Here is an 18,023-nt window from a genome sequence, read left to right as displayed (position 1 = left end):
CGCAAGTAGCCGCTAGGCCATTCGCTGTGCTGGCTGCCCCGGCGAGGGTGAACGGCGTTGCGAGTAGTCGTCGAACACGCGGTAGATGAGGTACGACACCAGCACACACAGACCAAAGATCAGATACGGCGAACTCACGCCGGCATTGGCCGTCACGATGCAGACCGGAATGTGAATGAGGTAGAGCGGGTACGAGACATCGCCCAGAAGGCGCATGGCCTTCACCGGCGGGGCCACCGTGACCGGCTTGTGCACCGTGAGGTGGCGAAACGCCAGGTAAATGACGGCCAGCGTGCAGGCTTGCAGGGCACTGGTCGGTAGATCGACACGCCAGAATTCTTCCAGCGCGCTTCGCTTGACCTTAGACCCCAACAGGATGAGCGCAGAGAGCACAACGTGTGCGGTGAATATCCATCGCAAATCTCGCAGCACGCCGGCAGCGTCGTCGTCGTGCGGGCGCGCCAGCCTGGACCCGCATACCCACGCAAAAGACAGGAACACGAGATTCGCCCCGAACCCCACCCCAGCGTAATAGGGCAGGTGCTACAGCGTTCTCAGCGCCGTGTAGGCCAAGTAGGCCACAAACGAGGTCCACACGAGCCACCGGCTTGTTTTCGGGTCGATCGGATACAGCAGCGGCAGCAGACAGTAGAGCCAGAACTCCAGCGAGAGACTCCATGCCGGGCCCACGATCGACGTCGCCGTGACCATCTGATTCAAGAACAAGGCATTCGCCGCAATGACCAGGGGGTTCGGCCAGCTTGCTTTCTCGACGTACACCGTCACAAGCAAGGTGGCGATAAGGCTGACCGCATAGACCGGAAACAATCGCTTCAGCCGGCGGGCCAGGAAACCCGCAGGCTTCGCGGCATACGACGAGGTGACGGAATAGCCGCTGATGACCAGAAACCCCAGAATGGCCTCAAACGCCCCCAACCTCGGCACGACAGACAAGAGGCCAAGTTCTGCATACGCCCCCATGTGATTGACGACCACGATCAATGCATGAAGCACGACTTCATCCCCAGGTGCGCCGCGCGCGTCGAGGGTCAGGCCGGCGCTCTCGCGGCCACCAGCATGCTGCGCGCAAACATCGGAATACGCCCCGCCGTCTCGAAATGCAGATCGCGCAGCTCGAACTCGCACAGCAGCGAGGTCAGTGTCGCGCGCGAAAAGAACTTCACCTTGCCGTGGTCGAGCAGTGGATCCCAGCGCGAGTCAAAGCGGCCAGCCAGTGCCAGGGCCACATTTTTTGAGTAACCATGGAAGTTCGACGTGATGATCAGCAGCCCGCCGGGCTTGAGTGCCGAGAGCGCGGCTTCGATCAGCTTGCGCGGCAGCGGCATGTGGTCGATCACGTCGACCGCCACCACGGCGTCGAATCGCCCCGCAAAACACGCGTCTAGCGGCTGCGTCACATCCGCCCGATGAAAACCCAGGTGCGGGTAGTGCCGTCGTGCCAGGTTCAGGCTGGCTTCGCTGTTGTCGATGCCAGTCACCGCGAACCCGCAGCGATCGAGTGCCGCACTGAACCAGCCGCTGCCACAGCCCAGGTCGAGCACCGTGTGCGCCACGGCTTTCACGAGCTGCTGCACGATGGGCCGCGTGACGTGGGCATGAATGCTGCGGGGGCCGGGTTGCTCTGTCTCGGGGCGCAGTTGCTCGATCATCGAGCGGTCGGGTTTCATGGTCGGCTCCGCTTGCGAATTGCTCGCGCCGGCACACCGGCATACACCGTCCAGGCATCAAGGTCACGCGTGGCCACGCTGCCCAGGCCCAACACCGCACCATCGCCCACTGTCACACCCGGGCACACCACCGCACGCGCTGCCACCCACGCATAGCGTCCGACCCGAATGGGCGCGCTGATCATCGGAAACGCAGGGTCGTCGAAGTCGTGCGTCGAGCCGCACAGGTAGGCCCCTTGCGACACCGTGCAGTGCGAGGCCAAGTGCATGGGCAGCGCGTTGTAGAGCACCGCTCCGTTGGCGATGGCCACCGCGTCTTCGCAGATCAGGTTCCAGGGTGCCCAGATCTCGGCCGAAGGGTAGATGCGGCAGTGAGCGCCGAGCTTGGCACCGAACAGGCGCAGCACGAACGCGCGCCAGGCGTGCAGCGGCCGCGGCGTGGGCCGTATCAGCAGCAGGTGCGCAATGCCCCAGACCGCACGCGCGGCGCGGTTGCGCAGCGACATGCTGGGCTGAAGATAGGGGTCCGCGGTCGCTGCAATGGGAGTCGTGGACATCGAAAGACAGTGAAGAAAAGCAGCCAAGGCGCGAAGTGGTAGATCGCTTCTGCACGACCCACCTTGTAGAGCGCGCCAGCTTAGAGGGCGAATGTGTCGGCGCCTTGACACCCGTGCCCACCCAATCGAGGTCTGCGCCATGTCGATGTCACAAAGCGCCGCTAACCTGAGTCGATCCAGTGCCAGCGCGCGCACGCCACAAGAAGACCAGGAATGTCGACCGCCCTCATCTCGCAAACTCCCGACCCGGTATGGAAAGTGCCGCTGGCTCAGTGGCTCGTCGCGGCCACCTCCGGGGCGGCCGTGATCGCGGCCTTCTACCCTGGCCTGCGCTTCATGGTGAACAGCTGGCAGCAGGTAGAGGAATACAGCTACGGCTATTTCATTCCGCTGATCTCGGCCTTTCTCATCTGGCAAAAGAGCGAGCTGCTGCGCCAGCGCGAGTTGACGGGTTCATGGACGGGCCTGCTGGTCATCGCGGTCGGCTTGGCTCTGGGCGCGCTCGGCGAGATGAGCGCCGTGCGGCTCTTCAGCCAGTACGGCTTCGTCATCTCGCTGTTCGGCCTGTCGGGGTGCTTCATCGGCTGGCGAGGCACGCGCGTCATCGCGATGCCGCTGGCGATCCTGTTCTTCATGATCCCCTTGCCGCAGTTCGTGCTGCGCGAGTTGTCGCAGCAGCTGCAATTGATCTCGTCAGAGATTGGTGTGGCGCTGATCCGCCTGTTCGGCATCAGCGTGTTCCTTGAAGGCAACGTCATCGACCTGGGCAGTTTCAAGCTGCAGGTGGTCGAGGCCTGCAGCGGCCTGCGCTATCTGTTCCCTCTGATGGTGTTGGGCTTCCTCGCGGCCTATTTTTTCCAGGGTGCCTGGTGGAAGCGTGCCCTCATCGTCGTGTCGACGATCCCGCTCACCATCGTCATCAACAGCCTGCGCATAGGCTTGATCGGCGTGACGGTGGAGTACTGGGGCAGCAGCATGGCCGAAGGCCTGCTGCACGACTTCGAAGGCTGGTTCATGTTCATGGTGTGCCTGCTCTTGCTGGTGGGCGAGATGATGGTGCTGGCGCGCATCGGCGGCCGCAGCCGATCACTGCGCGCGGTCTTCGGCCTCGAATACCCCGAGCCTCCCGCCAAAGGCGCGCCCATTCACTATCACCGTCTGTCAGCACCGATGTTGCTTGGAAGTGTGCTGCTGGCCGCCGCCGGCGCGGCCGCCATGCTGGTGCCGCCACGCGGGTTGACCAAGCCACAGCGCGCGCCCCTGGCCCAGTTCCCGTTGGACTTGCCGGGCGGCTGGGTCGGGCGCCTCGACCACCTAGACCGCGACGTGATCGCCACGCTGGCCGTCGACGACCACCTGATCGTCAACTACAGCCGTGCCGGTGAACCCTGGGTCAACTTCTACATCGCCTATTACGACAACCAGAGCGGTGGCCAGTCGGCGCACTCGCCGCGCACCTGCATCCCGGCTGGCGGCTGGAAGATCTCGCAGTTCGAAGAGGCACCGGTGGCGCTGCGGGCATCAAGTCGCGCGAGCACGCCTGCAGCTGCCATGCGGGTCAACCGCGCCATCATTCAGAAAGGCGAGCAAAAGCAGCTCGTCTACTACTGGTTCGACCAGCGCGGCCGCGTGCTCACCAACGAGCTCGCCGTGAAGTGGTTCATTCTCCAGGACGGCATCACGCGAGACCGCTCCGACGGCGCGCTGATCCGACTTGTCACGCCCGTGGCGCCCGGTGAAGACATCGCCCGCGCCGACCAGCGCCTGACGGCCTTTCTGGACACGGCCGCACCGCGCTTGCGTCAGCACATTCCCGACTGAACGAAACACCTGAACCCTTACCGACAGGGCGCTCACGTCAATCACCGACCGTCTATACCCATGCAAACAGGGCCTAGCCATGAATCATCCTGATCTTCAGAACGGCCGAATCTATGTGGCCGGCCACCGCGGGCTTGTAGGTTCTGCCGTCGTTCGCCACCTGCAGAGACAAGGCCACAACAACCTGCTGATGGCGACGCGCAGGGAGCTCGATCTCACCGTGTCGGGCGACGTGATGTCGTTCTTCCAGTGGAATCGCCCGACCCACGTCGTGCTCGCGGCCGCAAAGGTCGGTGGCATCTTGGCCAACGCCGAGCAGCCTGCGGAGTTCATCCGCAGCAACCTGTCGATTCAAGCCAACGTTATCGAGGCCTGCCACCGTTACGGCGTTCAGAAGCTGGTGTTTCTGGGGTCCAGCTGTATCTACCCGAAGTTCGCGCCGCAGCCCATCTCGGAAGACTCGCTGCTCAGTGGCCCGCTGGAGCCGACCAACGAAGCGTATGCCATCGCCAAGATTGCTGGCGTGAAGGCGTGTGCGTCTTACAACCGGCAGTTCGGCACCAATTTCCTGTCGCTGATGCCGACCAATCTCTACGGCCCGGGCGACAACTATGACCCGCTAGGCTCGCATGTGCTGCCCGGCCTCATCCGCCGTGCGCACGAAGCCAAGGTGCAGCACCACGACGAGTTGTCCGTTTGGGGCACCGGAACGCCACGACGCGAACTCATGCACGTCGACGATCTCGCATCGGCCTGCGTGTTCGCCCTCGAAAAACTCGATGCCAGCGATGTCGGCGAATGCATCAACGTCGGCGTGGGCGAGGATCTTTCGATCCGCGACATTGCCGATCTGGTGGTGCGCACGGTCGGCTTCAAGGGCCGCGTTGTCTTCGACACCAGCAAGCCCGATGGCACCCCTCGCAAGCTGCTCAACGTGTCGGCAATGGAGCGCTTGGGTTGGAAAGCGCAGATTCCGCTGGAACGCGGCATTCGTGACGCATACGAAGACTTCCTCGCGCGCTTTTCCCCCAACACCGAACCCGCCACAGTCGCCGCTCTCGCGGCTGTGCGTTGAAGTAGCCCCTCTGTTTCACCGAGTCCACCATGAACCTTTCATCACCTTTGCGCGTTATGGCCGTGTGCAGCGCCATTGCCCTTCTCGCCGCCTGCAGCAGCAAGGCCGACCGCATTCAATCGGGGCTGGACAAAGGCGCCAGCTACGTGCGCCAGGCCGATTGGGACAAAGCCAGCGTCGAGATGCGCAACGTGCTGCAAATCGACCCGAAGAACGCGCAGGCTTTCTACATCGCAGGCCAGGTGTCAGAGGCCAAGAGCGAGATCCAGCGCGCGTTTGCCAACTACTCGAAGACTGTGGAGCTCAAGCCCGATCACCTCGACGCCAAGGTCGGCATGGCCCGCCTCTACATGATGGCCAACCGTGTTGACGACTCGGAGAAGGCCCTGTCCGAGGTGCTGGCCGCCGATGCCAAGCACGTTGGCGCCCTCACCATCAAGGCTGCGCTCACCGCCCGCAAGGGCGACGTACCGGGCGCCATTGCACAGGCCAAGACCTTGGTCAGCGACCCCAAATCGACGCCGGTGGAAGCCAGCATGCTGCTGGCCGGGCTGTACACCTCGCAAGGCGACTCCGCGGCGGCGCTGGCGGTGGTCGAGTCGGCCTTGAAAGCAAACCCGAAGAACCTCGCACTCTTGCAGGTGGGTGGGCAAATCGCCGGTGCCAGCAGCGACGCTGCGATGCGCCAGCACGCCGCCGACTACTACCGCCGCGCCACCGAGCAGGCCCCAAAGAGCATCGAGCTCTGGAATGCCTGGGCGGTCTATCACGCCCAGCACAACGAGCAAGATCGTGCCGAAGAGGTGCTGCGCGCTTCCATCAAGTCGCAGCCTGACGACAGCCAGCGCACACTGGCCCTGCTCGACTTTCTAACGGCGCGGCGCGGCAAAGACGTGGCCGAGAAAGAGTACCTCGCCGCCATTGCCGCCAAGCCAAAAGAAGCCAACCTGCGCTTCGGCCTGGTCAACCTCTACCGCAGCAGTGACCGTCAGGCCGACGCACGCCGCGTGCTGCAAGAGATCATCGACGGCAACAAGGACGCACCGGCAGGGCTGACCGCGCGCAACCAGCTCGCAGCCGACCTGCTCGCTGGCGGCAAGCTCACCCAAGCCAAGGCACTCAACGCCGAGGTGCTCAAGGCCAGCCCACGCGACAACACAGCCCTGGTGATGCGCGGCCGCATGCTGCTGGCCGATGGCGACGCCAAGAGCGCCATCCTCGACCTGCGCGCCGCCATCAAGGACCAGCTCGGCTCGCACGAGGTTGTCGGCCTGCTGGCACAAGCGCACCGGCAGGCCGGAGAGCCGCAGCTGGCGCGCGAGGTGCTGGCCGACGCCGTGAAGTTCAAGCCGGCAAGCCCCGAGCTGCGCCTGCTGCTGGCCGCCGACATGGCCGACGCCAAGGAGTTCAAAGCCGCTGCCGCCGAGACCGACGCAGCGATCAAGGCAGCCCCGCAAAACATGCGGGCCTACGACATGAAGGCCCAGCTCGCGCTGGCGCAGAAAGACACCGCCGGGGCCGAAGCCGTCTACACCGCACTGAAGGCACAGTTCCCCAACGACACGGCAGGCGGCATGAAGCTCGGGCAGCTCTACGCCAACCAGAAGAAATACGAAGCCGCGATCAAAGAGTACGACGCCGCCGCCAAGCTTGCGCCGCAGGCCGCCGCACCGGCTCTGTCGGTCATCGGCGTGCTGATGGCGCAGCGGCGCTTCGACGACGCCTACAAGCGCATCGACGCCATTGCCGCCCTGGACCCAAAGAGCGCGCTGCCGCACCGGCTGCGCGCCGAAGTCGCTGTGGCGCAAGGCAAGCTCGATCTGGCCGAGCAGTCCTACCTCAAGATGATCGAACTCGCGCCCCAGTCAGCGGCCGCCTACCAAGGCCTGGCCCGCGTGAAGGCACAACGCGGCGGTGTTGCCGAAGCAATCACGGTGCTAGAGCAAGGCGAGAAGGCCAACCCGGCTGAGACTTCCATACCAGCCACACGCGCTGAGTGGCTGGCCCGTGCTGGGCGCAACGAAGAAGCCATCGTGGTGTATGAGTCACTGCTCAAGCGCACACCCGACGATGACGCCACCGCCAACAACCTGGCCTACCTGCTCGCCGAAACAAAAGGCGACCAACCCAGCCTCGCACGCGCGCTCACGCTGACGCGCGGCTTCAAGGAGTCGGCCAACCCCGGCTACCTCGACACCCTGGGCTGGGCACACTACAAGCTCGGCGAGTACGACGACGCAGTGACGGTGCTCGAACGCGCCGTGCAGCGCTCACCCGAAGGCCCGCTGTACCAGTTGCACTTGGGGATGGCGCTGTACAAGAAGGGCGATGCCCCTGGTGCACAAAAACACCTGAAGAAAGCGGTGGACAGCAAAGCCGCACTGCCCGGCCTTGATGAAGCACGCAAGCTGTTGGCAATGAAGTGAGGCGTGGGCAGAAGCACCTTTTGGCTTCTGCCAACTGAAGACGGTCGGCGCACTGCTGCCAGGGAAGTGTGCTGATCCAAGCACGCAGGTGCACCCGCCAGCATGGGCTCCCGTTTTCACGGGAATGACAGAGCGGGTTTACTCAGCGCCGCGACGCCGGGCAACGAAGATCATCACGCTCAAGAGGGCGACCCCCAGCGACCAGGGCTCGAAATGGGGCTCAGGGTCAACGGCTGAGGCAACCCGCATGTTGGCGTCTGTGTCGACTTGGCCCGCACGGCCCGAACCGCCGCCGTTGCCGAAACTCGCAAGAACCGCAGGCGACGGGCTGGTGGCCGCCTGAGCCTTGCGCGCCAGGCGCCGCGTTTCGCGAACCCCCGTGGGCGAAAGCAAACGATCAAGGATGGACGCCTGTGCGACCCGGGCCTGTGGGCGCTGCGTCAGGGGTGTGAGCGACGTGGTGGGCGTGGCCGCCTGCAAGGCACCACAGGCAGCCACCACGGCAACCGCCAAACCCACTGAACGCTTGAAGCCTTTGCTCGAACCCACGGTGCCACCTCACATCTCTGATGCGCCCATGGTGCTTGGCGCGTGTGACACGGCGTGCAGCGGCGCAGGCACTGGTTCTGGTCCCTTCGGGTCAGTGCGCCACAGTCCGCCTTATGGGCCGCTCGTGTTGTCACAGTTCGCCGCTAAGGTGCTCCGCGGCCATGGACACCGCGCACTCTTCTTCTCTGCCACCCTCTTCTCTGCCCGGATCGCCCGGCGGGCCGCAGAAGCTGCGCGGACTGCTGCTGCGCGCACTGGCTTTCGCACTCGTCTTCATGGCCTTGCAAGCCGGCTGGGAAGCCGCCCGCGGCACGTGGATAGAGCGGCTGTGGGTGCATGAGCTCACCGTGCGCAGCGCCACCGTCGCCATCAACTTGCTCACGCCAGAGGTGGGCGCCAGCGCCAAAGACACCCGAATCGTGGCGCGCGGCGGCGGCTTGAACGTGCTCTTCGGCTGCGAAGGAACCGATGTGGTGTTTCTGCTCACTGCGGCGTTCTTGGTGTTCGCCATGCCGTGGCGCATGCGGCTCGCGGGCCTGCTGCTGGGCTTGGTATGGGCCTTTGCGCTGAACCAGGTGCGCATCGTGGCGTTGTTCTATGCATTTCGCGCCGACAAGGGGCTGTTCGACCTGCTGCACACCACGGCCGCTCCGCTGCTGATGGTGCTGTTGACCGGCCTCTTCTTTCATTGGTGGCTCTCTCGCAGCCACAGGCACGAGCCTCTCTGATGTGGCGCTTGCCCTTGAGGTTAGTGGCAGCCAGCGCGCTCGTCTTGCTGGCCGCGCACTTCTGCTCGCGCGATGTGGCCAAGCTGCTGCTGCCGGTGTTGTCGCCCGCGCTGGCCATGGTGGCCGATGACTTCAAAATCGCCCGCGTCGAGCTGGTCGAGGAGCGCCAGAACGCCTCCATCGCCGCCGTGGCGGTGCTGGAGCGCAGCCTGTTTCTAGGCGGCCGCGCCATCGTGCCCGACGGCACACAGCTGATGGTGGTGGGCACCACCATCGGCACCGTGCTGCAGCCGGTGCTGGTAGCCCTGGTGCTGGTGCTGGCGTGGCCCGCGCGTTGGCACGAGATGGCACTGCGCCTGTCTCTGGTGAGTGGGTTGCTGGCTCTGGTGCTGCTGCTTGACACGCCGTTTTCATTGGCGGCCTGGCTGTGGGATGCGCAGCTGCGTGCCTACGAACCCGGGCGGTCATCGCCGCTGGTGTGGTGGAACATCTTTCTCAATGGCGGAGGCCGCCTGGTGCTCGGGCTCGTCGCAGCAGTGCTCGCGATTGCGCTGGCGCAGCGCGCCATGCCTCAACGCAAAGCGCAGGCCGCATGAGGCTCACGGCTCTGCCATGGCTGGCACTCGGCAGCCTGCTGGCACAGGTGGCCAGCTCGGCATCGGCCGCGCCCGTGCCGCAAGAGCTGCTGCTGTCTTTGCGTGCCGGTGAGCCCGTGAGCGTGATCGTCGAGCTGAACGCCAGCGCGGTGGAGCGCGATGCCGCCGCACGCCGGGCGCGCTCGACCCGAGGTGTCGACGACGACGAAGGGCTGCGCCAAATCGCATCCCGCTACCGCGCGCTGAAGCGCGGCGCGGCGCCTGCCCTGCAACGTAGCGACGTCATCGCGCTCACCGACTACAGCCACCTGCCCTTCTTACACCGGGAGCTGCGCAGCGAGGCCGCGCTGCGCGCCATCGCCGCCCTACCCGGCGTGCTTGCCGTGCACCCGGATCGCCTGCTGCAGCGCGCACTGGCGCAAAGCCTGCCCCTCGTGTCGGCACCGCCGGTCGCAACAGCCGGTTTGCGCGGCAGCGGCAGCACAGTGGCGGTGATCGACGACGGCATCGAGCTGGGCAACGCAGCCTTCGGTGCTTGCACCGCCGTGGCCACGCCCGCGACCTGCCGCGTCGCGGCAGTGCAGTCTTTCGTGGCCAGCCCCAGCAGCAGCCAGGCGCATGGCAGCAACGTGGCTGCCATCGTGATCGGCATGGCACCCGACGCACGGGTGGCGAGCCTGGGGGTCTTCAGCAGCGCGGGTGCATCCACCTCCAGCATCCTGAGCGCCATCAACTGGGCGATCAGCAACCGCAGCAGCCTCAACATCGTTGCCATCAACCTGAGCCTGGGTGACGGCAGCCACAACACCACGGCCTGCAGTGACGTGCAGACCAATGCGTTTGCCACACCCATCGCCAATGCGCGCAACGCCGGCATCAGCGTGGTGGCGGCCACCGGCAACAACGCCTACAGCAACGGCAGTTTTGTCTCGGGCATCAGCCGCCCTGCCTGCACACCCGGGGCTCTTTCGGTGGGTGCCGCCTACGACAGCGCACAAGGCGGTCTCACCTGGTTCAACGGCCAAGCCGCGCAGTGCACCGACCTCACGACCTCGGCCGACCGCGTCACCTGCTTTTCCAACAGCGCCACCTTCATGAGCCTGCTGGCACCGGGCGCCGTGATCACGGCGGCAGGCTACAACTATGGCGGCACCTCGCAAGCCGCGCCTCATGTGGCCGGCGCGGTGGCGGTGCTGCGCGCGGCCTTCCCCGACGAGACCTTGGCCATGGTCGAAGGGCGACTCACCTCGAACGGCACGCCCGTCACCGATGCGCGCAATGGCCTCACGCACCCACGGCTCAACCTGCTCGCGTCGGCCCGGCCGCACAACGACAACTTTGCCGCAGCCGAATCTCTGAGCACGTCAGCGGGCAGCTTCAGCGGCAGCAACCGCCTCGCCACGCGCGAAGCGGCCGAGCCCGGTGCGATGTCAGACACCAGCCCTTCGGTGTGGTGGCGTTGGACCGCACCCGCCTCGGGGCAGGTGAGCCTAGACACTGCGGGCAGCGGCTTCGATACGCGGCTCGACGTTTACACAGGCGCGGCCCTGGGTTCGCTCGTGCCGCGGGCGAGCAATGACAACGCAGGCTCCGGCAGCATCAACTCGGCACTGCACTTCCAGGCGCAAGCCGGCAGCACCTATCACTGGCGTGTCGACGGCAGCGGCGGCGCCAGCGGCCCTATCAGCTTGCAGTGGGGGCTGAACACCAGCGCGCAGGCCAATGTGTCGATCACGCTGAGCGGCCCGGCCACCGCCTTGCCCGGCACGACCGTGGTGTACACGCTCACGCTGAGCAACGCCGGCCCGCAAGCGGCGACCGGCGTGGTGGCAAACCTGCCCTTGCCCGCTGGCGTGACGGCGCTGAATCTGCCGGCGGGCTGCAGCCTGCAGGCTGCGGTGGTCGTCTGCAGCACGGCCGAGCTGGCCAGTGGTGCCTCGGTCGCCTACCTGCTCTCGCTGCACATCGACAGCCTGGACAGCGCCGTCAACCTGAGCGCAAGCCTGGTCTCGGAGCTGCCCGACCCACAAGCCGCCAACAACACCGTCACGGCCGTGCTCGCGCCAGACGGCGCGGCCAACGCCGACGTGCCCGCATTGCCCGCCTGGGCCATGCTGCTGCTCGGCGGCGGGCTGCTGCTGCGGCGCAGGTCGTAAGGCCGTCCACGTTTCTCCCGAGTATTGAGATCTTCAAAATTCGCGACACCAACCTCCGTTCGGACTGAGCTTGTCGAAGCCAGCGCGCACCTCGGTGCAGGCACTTCGACAAGCTCAGCGCGAACGGAAAGTGAGTTCGCGGATCAGGAAAATCTCAATTGCGACATGCCTCAGCCAAGTGCCGTTCTCCCTTGGCTGAGTTCGTCGCTAGTCAGGACGCTTCTTGCGCGCAGCGCCGATGCCGAGCAGCACAGTGGCCATCAGAATTGCCGCCCATTCGGGCAAGGTGGGCACGTCGCCGTCCCCACCCCCGCCAGGGCCTGCAGCGGTCACCGTGAACGACTGCGTCACCTGCGGCGCCGGCAGGTAGCCGGGCATGCCGCTCTGGTCGGCTGTGAGCGTGCACAGGCCTGTGCTCACAACCAAGACGCTGTTGCCGGTCACGCTGCACACCGCCAGCGTGAGGCTGCTGTAGCTCACGGCGAGGCCTGAGCTGGCGGTGGCCGCGAGCATGAAGCCGCCGCCGTCCACCGGGCGGTCGGGCAATGGCGGGAAGCTGATGGTTTGCGACGGCAGCGCGGCCGTCACGTTGAAGCTGCGGCTGAGAGTGGGCGCGGGCGCGAAGCTCGCGTTGCCGGCCTGGTTGGCGTTGAGCGTGCAGGTACCGGTGTTGACCAGCGTGACCGTGCCTCCTGCCACGGTGCACACAGGCGCGGTGCTCGACGTGAAGCTCACCGCCAGCCCCGACGACGCCGTGGCACTCACGGCGAAGCTGCCCGAGTTCAGCGCGCGGTCGGCCGGCGCGCTGAAGCTGATCGTCTGTGCGCTACCCGCCGACAGGTTGAGCCCTATCACCACCGGGTCATGGTCGGACGCGCGGTAAGGCGTGGCGCTGTAATAGTCGGGCCCGCAGGCCGCACAAGCCGGCTGCTTGAACTCGTTGTTGTAGTCGATGATCGACGGCTCGTCGGCGTTGATGTGCCAGTGCACCGTGCCGGTCACCTGTGACGACAGGCTGGGCGTGGCCAGCGCATGGTCGAGGTAACCCGCTTCGCCGTCGAACACATACGAGTAGCCTGCCGGGTCGGCCTGCGCCACCTGGTTCACCAGGCCGCCCGTGGTCAGCACATTGACCGGGTCTTCGGCGCCATAGGCGTTGAGGTCGCCGATCACGATCACGTCGTTGTCGGCGGCTGCAGCCTGCAGCGTCGAGATGAAGCTCAAGAGCGCCGTGGCCTGCTGTTTGCGCTGCTCGTTGAAGCAGCCCTGGCCGTCGCCCTGGTCGGTGTCCAAGCCGCTGGCGGGGCAGCTGCCCTTGGACTTGAAGTGGTTGACGACCACACTGAACTTCTGGCCACCGGCGCTGAAGGTCTGCGCAAACGGCGGCCGGTTGTGAATGGCATTGGCATCACTTTGCGACGCACCCGAGAGCGCAAGCGTGCCGGGCTTGTAGATCATCGCCACGCGAATGGCGTCGGTGCCGGTGGTCGGCGGCGTGGGCACCACGGCGTAGGTGTTGGCACCCACCGCGGCGTTCAAGGCGTCGACCAGGTTCTGTACGGCCACGTTGCCGTTGTTCTGTATCTCCATCAGGCCGAACACGTCGGCGTTGATGGCCTTCATCGCCTCGACGATCTTGGTGCGCTGGCGCAAGAACTCGGCCAAGTCGTCGGCACCGCGGCACAGAGATGCCGCCGGCGTGTCGCTGCCTTGGGTGCAGGTCTGGCCGGTCTGGCCAGCGGCGTTGCTGCCGTTCTGGAAGGTGGTGAAGAAGTTGAGCACATTGAAGCTCGCCACCTTCACATTGCCACCCACCGCAGGCGGCGCTGCCGTACGCGGGTTGGCGCGGGTGAACACCGGCGCCACGGTGGGGTGGATGCGGTACATGGCCGGGCCGGTGTTGGTTGACGTGGCCAAGCCGTAATCGATCACGCCGGTGATGCCGGGCAAGGTATCGCCCGAGCGCAGCGTGTTGTCGGCGCCGATGTAGGGCGTGGGGTTGACGTTTTGCAGGCTGCTGCCGTCGTCGAGCATCAGGCTGCTGCGAGCGTTGAGGTCTTGCAGGCTCAGCGCTTGCGCCGTGCCGGGTCGGTAGATGTTGGTCGGCTTGACCAGGCGGCCATTGGCCGACAGCGTCACCTGCCCATAGCGGCCCTGAAAGTAGTTTTGCGACGCCGTGAGTGGCGTGTTGATCTGCACCAGCATGCCCTCGTAGCGCTCCAGGTCGCCTTGCGTGGCGACGGGGAAACTGATGACCGTGGGCGCCACACTGCCGGTGCCGGTGAAGACGGTGTTGGTGAGGTTGCTGAACTCGGTCACCGGGTTGGCCACGGTGAGGGCGTTGGTGGCGGCCCCGGTGTTGAACTCGCTCACCGTGCCGGTGATCTGCACCACATGGCCGGCAGACACCGGGGGCGCGGTGCTGGTGAACACAAAGATGCCGTCCGAGGTGGCGGGGTTGCCGTCGCCCACCGCGTCTTGCAGGTAGTAGCCGTTGTTGTTGACCTGGGTGACCACACCGCGTGTGGTGCGCACGCCCGTCAGTGTGCTGGTCGCACCCGTGCCCTGAATCGTGTAGATGGGTGTGTAGCTGGGTGACACCGCGGCCACATTGAGGCTGATGCTGCAGCTGGCGCTCTGGCTGGCGTTGTTGCTGAAATTCACCACCACCGGGTAGCTGCCGGCGGCCACCGTGTTGTCGAGGCTCAGCTTCACGCTGGCACTGCCGCCGTTGGCTGCGGCGGCGCTGAAGGCGGTGAGGCTCATGCCGGGTGCATTGCCACTCTGGAAGGCGGCGGCGTTGACGATGCTGTCGGCGTCGCTGGCCGAGAGCGAGAAATCGAGCGCTGCGCCCGTGGCGACATTCAGCGCGGCCGGGCAAGACGGAACCACCGGCTGCGCGACGGCACCGCAGTTGCCGACTGGCGATGCCGCGTTGCGCGGCGCGGGCGCGCCGGTGGCGAAGTCGGTGCCGTTGTTGTCGTTGTCAGTGCAGCCACCGGCACCGCGCAACACGGCCGTGGTGTTGGACGGTGCGGCGGTGGGCGCCGTCTCTGAGCAATTGGCGCTGGCGCCGAAGCCGACGAGGTCGACGATGGAGGCATCCGATGGGCAGCTCACCGCTGGCAACGAGGTGGTGCTGTTGACCAGCGCGACCTTGCCTGCCGTGGCGCTCATGTTGAAGCTGCCCGTGAAGCCCGGCGTGGGAAGCGCGGCACCCGCCGCGCCTCCGCTGCCCAGTTGGATCAACGCGTACTGGCCGGGCCCGACGGAGCCCGACAGGTTGACCTTCTGGCTGCCCCAGCTCGTGCCCGCGGCCGAGGTGTACTGCAACGACCAGCCGGCCAGCGACACCGAGCCCGCCCCGGCGTTGTACAACTCCACGAAGTCATTCAGATAAGGCGCGCCTGCGTTACCACCGCCGCCATAGACCTGGCTGATGACCACACCCGAGCTCGATGCCAGTGCCGGCAAGCTTGCAGCACAGGCCACCGCGGCGAGCGCCGCACCACACCACTTGCCTGCGCTGGCGCGCAAGCCCTCCCATCGTTTCGTCATGGCTGCCCCTGCAGAGGTTGTCGACCACATGGACGTGGCCGCTCAGTGGAGTTTCGGCAGCGCACGTGACAGGTGACAGGCGCAACCAGCGCGCGTCCCTGGCCTGTAAGTGCTAGTCCTGAGCCAGGTTCAGGCGATGGAAATCGCCACGGCCTGCGTGGGCACGCCGCCGATGTGGGCCAGCTCGTTGATCACAGCGCGCGCGCATGACAGGGCCGCCAGCGCGCTGTCCATACGCGCCGGCTCGGCGCTGGGGGGCTGCGAACACAGGTGAACCTCCAGCCACTCCAGCTGAGCGGCGATGAAGGTGAACTCTTCCATCGTGGTCATGTACAAACTCCGCAGGCGGGGGGACTTCAGTGGCGCTTGCGCGCGCCTGCAATACCGAAGAGCCCGAGACCCATCAGCAGCAAAGGATGTGCATGCTGCGCCACCAAAGTGTCAGCCTGCCATCGACGCCACGGCACAGACATGATCCGAATGAGCCGGCCTGCGTGGCGTCAGCGCAGGGGCAGCATCCGGTAGAAGGGCAAGCCCCTGGCCGGTAGCCGCAGGTCGTAAGCGCCGTAGCCGGTGACCTTTGCAAGGCCTACGTTGCGATACGGGCCTGCACTGGCGTTTGAGCCTTGCAGCATGTAGACCCCCGGGCGCAGCAAGTGGGTCTGCACTTGTTGCTGAGTGCTGTTGCGCGTATAGCGGATGCCGCCAAACGGCCGCGCCAGCGGGTCGCCAATGAACACGCCCTGCCCTGGCATGAGCACGCTCTTCCAGTAGGCCTCGACCAGCGTCTCACCCCCCAGGTAGCGCCCCATCACGACCGGAATGTCGGGGAACTTCTGGCGGTAGTTGCAGGGCTCGACCACGTTGCCGTAGCTGCCGGTGGCGCCAGCTGACAACCACTCCAGAGCGCTGGTCTGCGGGCTGTCGGTGAGCATGCCGCCCAGCGAGGTGAGGTGGTCGGCGATGGCGCCGTCGAGGAAGCGGTTGCTGCGCAGGCCGCTCACATGCTGCGAGCCGGTGAAGAGAAACATCACGTCGGGTTTGTTTTCCAGCGCATCGGCGTCGACCCGCTCTATGGGGTAGCCACCCATCAGCTTGCGGCGCGTGAGCTCATAGCTCACCGAGCGCACGTTGCGGTGCTTGTCGCTGGTGCTCAGCAGATAGCCCGTGCCGGCGGGCCAGCGGTTGTCGGAGCGCAAGCCGCGGTCGATCAACGCTTTCACCTCGTCAACGCTCTTGCCCGCCAGCAGCATGGCGGGGCGCAGGCCATGGTCGGTGTAGGGCGCGTTGCTGGGGCTGTCGTAGTAGGGCGAAGCGCGGGTGAGCTGGCAGCCCGAGGCGCAATAGGCACGGTCGTAGCCAAGGGCGAAGGCGGCTGTCACCGACATGCAGTCGACGCGGTAGGGCAGCGTCCAGGCCAGCGCATAGGCCTGCACCGTGGCCGGCAGCTTGTCGCGCAGCACCTCTTGCACGCGCAAAAATTCGTCCTGGCTCATCACGGCCTGGCCAGGCGGGAAGCTGACGCGAACCACCCGTTCGGCGCTGAGGCCGCGCTGGCTGGCGTAGTACTCGCCCGTCTCCACGCTCGCCGGGTCGGCCTCGTTGATGACCACCGCCAGGTCTTGTGCCTGCAGGCCGATGGGCGGCAGCGCAATTTGCGGCAGAGTGCTGGGGTCTTGGGCTGGGGGCACGGCGGCGTGCGCGCCTGCTGCACAAAGGAACAGACAGGCGATGACCCAACGCTTGGCTCGGGTCATGATGGATGCCGGCTCGGCTCCGGCTCCGGCTCCGGCTCCGTTCGCCCTGAGCCTGTCGAAGGGTTGTGCACATCGCTGGGCTTCGACAGGCTCAGCCCAAACGGGGGTGGGCTCAGCCCCAGCGAAGGTGGGCTCAGCCCCAGCGAAGGTGGGCTCGGCCCCAGCGAAGGTGGGCTCAGCCCAAACGAATCCAGGCCCAGCCGGAGCGGAGGCAGGCTCAACTCGAGCGGAGCCGGTGGGTTCAAGCTTCGCCTTGCCTCCAGCGACGATACCAAGGCCGCCGGCTGGCAGGGTCGGGCTTGTCGGTATCGCGGGCATGGCTCATCACCGTGCCGATCAGGTTATAGGGCGCCATCAGGTCGGTGATGGCCTGCACGTCTTGCATCGCGGTGGTGTGCTCCTCGATCACCACCAGCGTGGTGTCGGCCTGAGGCAAGAAGGCCAGCGCATCGGCGGTGTCCAGCAAGGGCGGCAGGTCGACGATGATGTAGCGGTCGCGGTAACGCTGCTTCATTTCCAGGATCGATTGCTGGGCTGCCTTGGTGGCGAGCAGCTCCGACGAATTGAGCACCGCCTGCTGGCCCGCAGGCAGCAACACGAAGCGCGCCACGCCGGGGTTGATGAGCAAGTCTGCAATAGGCGCACCATGCATCAGGTGGTCGCTCAAGCCCCGAGCACCCTCCAGGCCGAACAGCGATTGCAGGCCCTGCCCGGTCAAATCAGCGTCGACCAGCAGCACCGCCGAGTCGTAGTCGGCCGCCATGGTCAGGGCCAGGTTCACCGCCGTCAGTGACTTGCCCTCGATGCGCCGCGGGCTCGTCACCGCCAACAGCGTGTGGCCGTCGGCGCGCATGCGTTGCAGCACCTGGTTGCGCAGCATCTTGAACGACTCGGCCAGCGGTGAGCGGTCCATCTTCACCACACCATGCGTGCGCTGCAAGCGTTGCAAGGCATCGCCCATCACCCTGGTGCTGGAGTACTCGATGTGCAAGGGCTCCGCACGAGTCTCGGCCTCGGCAGCGTGCGCAGCCGGCTTGACCACATGCACCTTGGCAGCACTGGGGGGCGTGGGCTCGCTCATGCCGGAGTCGTCTTCGTTGATTAGCTTCATG

The 18,023-nt window shown here is 65.8% G+C and carries 15 protein-coding genes; 6 read left to right on the top strand and 9 right to left on the bottom strand.

Annotated elements, in window-relative coordinates:
• Positions 1-12 precede the first annotated feature (12 nt).
• From AC30QB_RS21945 to AC30QB_RS21930, 4 genes are read right to left on the bottom strand one after another with little or no spacing between them, the layout of a single operon-like run.
• On the bottom strand, positions 13-501 hold the full coding sequence (locus AC30QB_RS21945) for a hypothetical protein (protein ID WP_489548404.1): 489 nt from the start codon (positions 499-501) through the stop codon (positions 13-15).
• Positions 502-543: 42 nt separating this feature from the next.
• Positions 544-1,014: an acyltransferase family protein gene (locus AC30QB_RS21940; RefSeq protein ID WP_489548403.1), complete on the bottom strand. Its 471-nt coding sequence runs from the start codon at positions 1,012-1,014 to the stop codon at positions 544-546.
• Between the two features lie 35 nt (positions 1,015-1,049).
• A complete protein-coding gene (locus AC30QB_RS21935; RefSeq protein WP_489548402.1) occupies positions 1,050-1,688 on the bottom strand; it encodes a class I SAM-dependent methyltransferase in 639 nt (212 codons plus the stop codon).
• Positions 1,685-2,245, bottom strand: a complete 561-nt coding sequence (locus tag AC30QB_RS21930; RefSeq protein ID WP_489548401.1) for an LbetaH domain-containing protein — start codon at positions 2,243-2,245, stop codon at positions 1,685-1,687. The genes AC30QB_RS21935 and AC30QB_RS21930 overlap by 4 nt, the downstream gene beginning before the upstream one ends.
• A 213-nt stretch (positions 2,246-2,458) precedes the next feature.
• Between AC30QB_RS21930 and xrtD the strand changes: the two genes are divergently transcribed.
• From xrtD to AC30QB_RS21915, 3 genes are all read left to right on the top strand, one after another.
• Positions 2,459-4,066, top strand: coding sequence for a VPLPA-CTERM-specific exosortase XrtD (xrtD, locus tag AC30QB_RS21925; protein WP_489548400.1), 1,608 nt, complete (start codon positions 2,459-2,461; stop codon positions 4,064-4,066).
• Positions 4,067-4,145: 79 nt separating this feature from the next.
• The gene (locus AC30QB_RS21920; RefSeq protein ID WP_489548399.1) at positions 4,146-5,141 is read left to right on the top strand and encodes a GDP-L-fucose synthase family protein; all 996 of its coding nucleotides are present in this window, start codon (positions 4,146-4,148) and stop codon (positions 5,139-5,141) included.
• Positions 5,142-5,170: 29 nt separating this feature from the next.
• Complete coding sequence (locus AC30QB_RS21915) at positions 5,171-7,567, top strand: tetratricopeptide repeat protein (RefSeq protein ID WP_489548398.1); 2,397 nt, start codon at positions 5,171-5,173, stop codon at positions 7,565-7,567.
• Between the two features lie 138 nt (positions 7,568-7,705).
• Here the strand turns inward: AC30QB_RS21915 and AC30QB_RS21910 are convergent, their stop codons facing one another.
• Positions 7,706-8,116 (bottom strand): hypothetical protein, encoded by a 411-nt coding sequence (locus AC30QB_RS21910; protein WP_489548397.1) that lies wholly within the window; start codon positions 8,114-8,116, stop codon positions 7,706-7,708.
• Between the two features lie 161 nt (positions 8,117-8,277).
• Between AC30QB_RS21910 and AC30QB_RS21905 the strand changes: the two genes are divergently transcribed.
• Genes AC30QB_RS21905 through AC30QB_RS21895 form a run of 3 tightly spaced genes read left to right on the top strand, consistent with a single transcriptional unit; the run spans position 8,278 to position 11,596 of the window.
• Positions 8,278-8,844, top strand: coding sequence for an exosortase/archaeosortase family protein (locus tag AC30QB_RS21905; RefSeq protein ID WP_489548396.1), 567 nt, complete (start codon positions 8,278-8,280; stop codon positions 8,842-8,844).
• The gene (locus tag AC30QB_RS21900) at positions 8,844-9,440 is read left to right on the top strand and encodes a hypothetical protein (RefSeq protein WP_489548395.1); all 597 of its coding nucleotides are present in this window, start codon (positions 8,844-8,846) and stop codon (positions 9,438-9,440) included. Before AC30QB_RS21905 ends, AC30QB_RS21900 begins: the two co-directional genes overlap by 1 nt.
• Positions 9,437-11,596, top strand: a complete 2,160-nt coding sequence (locus tag AC30QB_RS21895; RefSeq protein ID WP_489548394.1) for a S8 family serine peptidase — start codon at positions 9,437-9,439, stop codon at positions 11,594-11,596. The genes AC30QB_RS21900 and AC30QB_RS21895 overlap by 4 nt, the downstream gene beginning before the upstream one ends.
• 207 nt (positions 11,597-11,803) lie before the next feature.
• Here AC30QB_RS21895 and AC30QB_RS21890 read toward each other — a convergent pair whose 3' ends face one another.
• The 4 genes from AC30QB_RS21890 to AC30QB_RS21875 all read right to left on the bottom strand — a co-directional run bounded on the left by AC30QB_RS21890 (position 11,804) and on the right by AC30QB_RS21875 (position 18,022).
• The gene (locus AC30QB_RS21890) at positions 11,804-15,154 is read right to left on the bottom strand and encodes an ExeM/NucH family extracellular endonuclease (RefSeq protein ID WP_489548393.1); all 3,351 of its coding nucleotides are present in this window, start codon (positions 15,152-15,154) and stop codon (positions 11,804-11,806) included.
• A 129-nt stretch (positions 15,155-15,283) separates the two neighbouring features.
• Positions 15,284-15,484: a hypothetical protein gene (locus AC30QB_RS21885; RefSeq protein ID WP_489548392.1), complete on the bottom strand. Its 201-nt coding sequence runs from the start codon at positions 15,482-15,484 to the stop codon at positions 15,284-15,286.
• A gap of 170 nt (positions 15,485-15,654) precedes the next feature.
• Entirely contained in the window at positions 15,655-16,911 is a 1,257-nt protein-coding gene (locus AC30QB_RS21880; protein ID WP_489548391.1) for a TIGR03790 family protein, read from the bottom strand.
• Positions 16,912-17,152: 241 nt separating this feature from the next.
• The gene (locus tag AC30QB_RS21875; protein ID WP_489548390.1) at positions 17,153-18,022 is read right to left on the bottom strand and encodes an AAA family ATPase; all 870 of its coding nucleotides are present in this window, start codon (positions 18,020-18,022) and stop codon (positions 17,153-17,155) included.
• Position 18,023: the final 1 nt, after the last annotated feature.

This window comes from Rhizobacter sp. (assembly GCF_046595475.1).
Classification (GTDB): domain Bacteria; phylum Pseudomonadota; class Gammaproteobacteria; order Burkholderiales; family Burkholderiaceae_C; genus Rhizobacter.
This window is presented reverse-complemented; position numbering and strand designations above follow the sequence as displayed.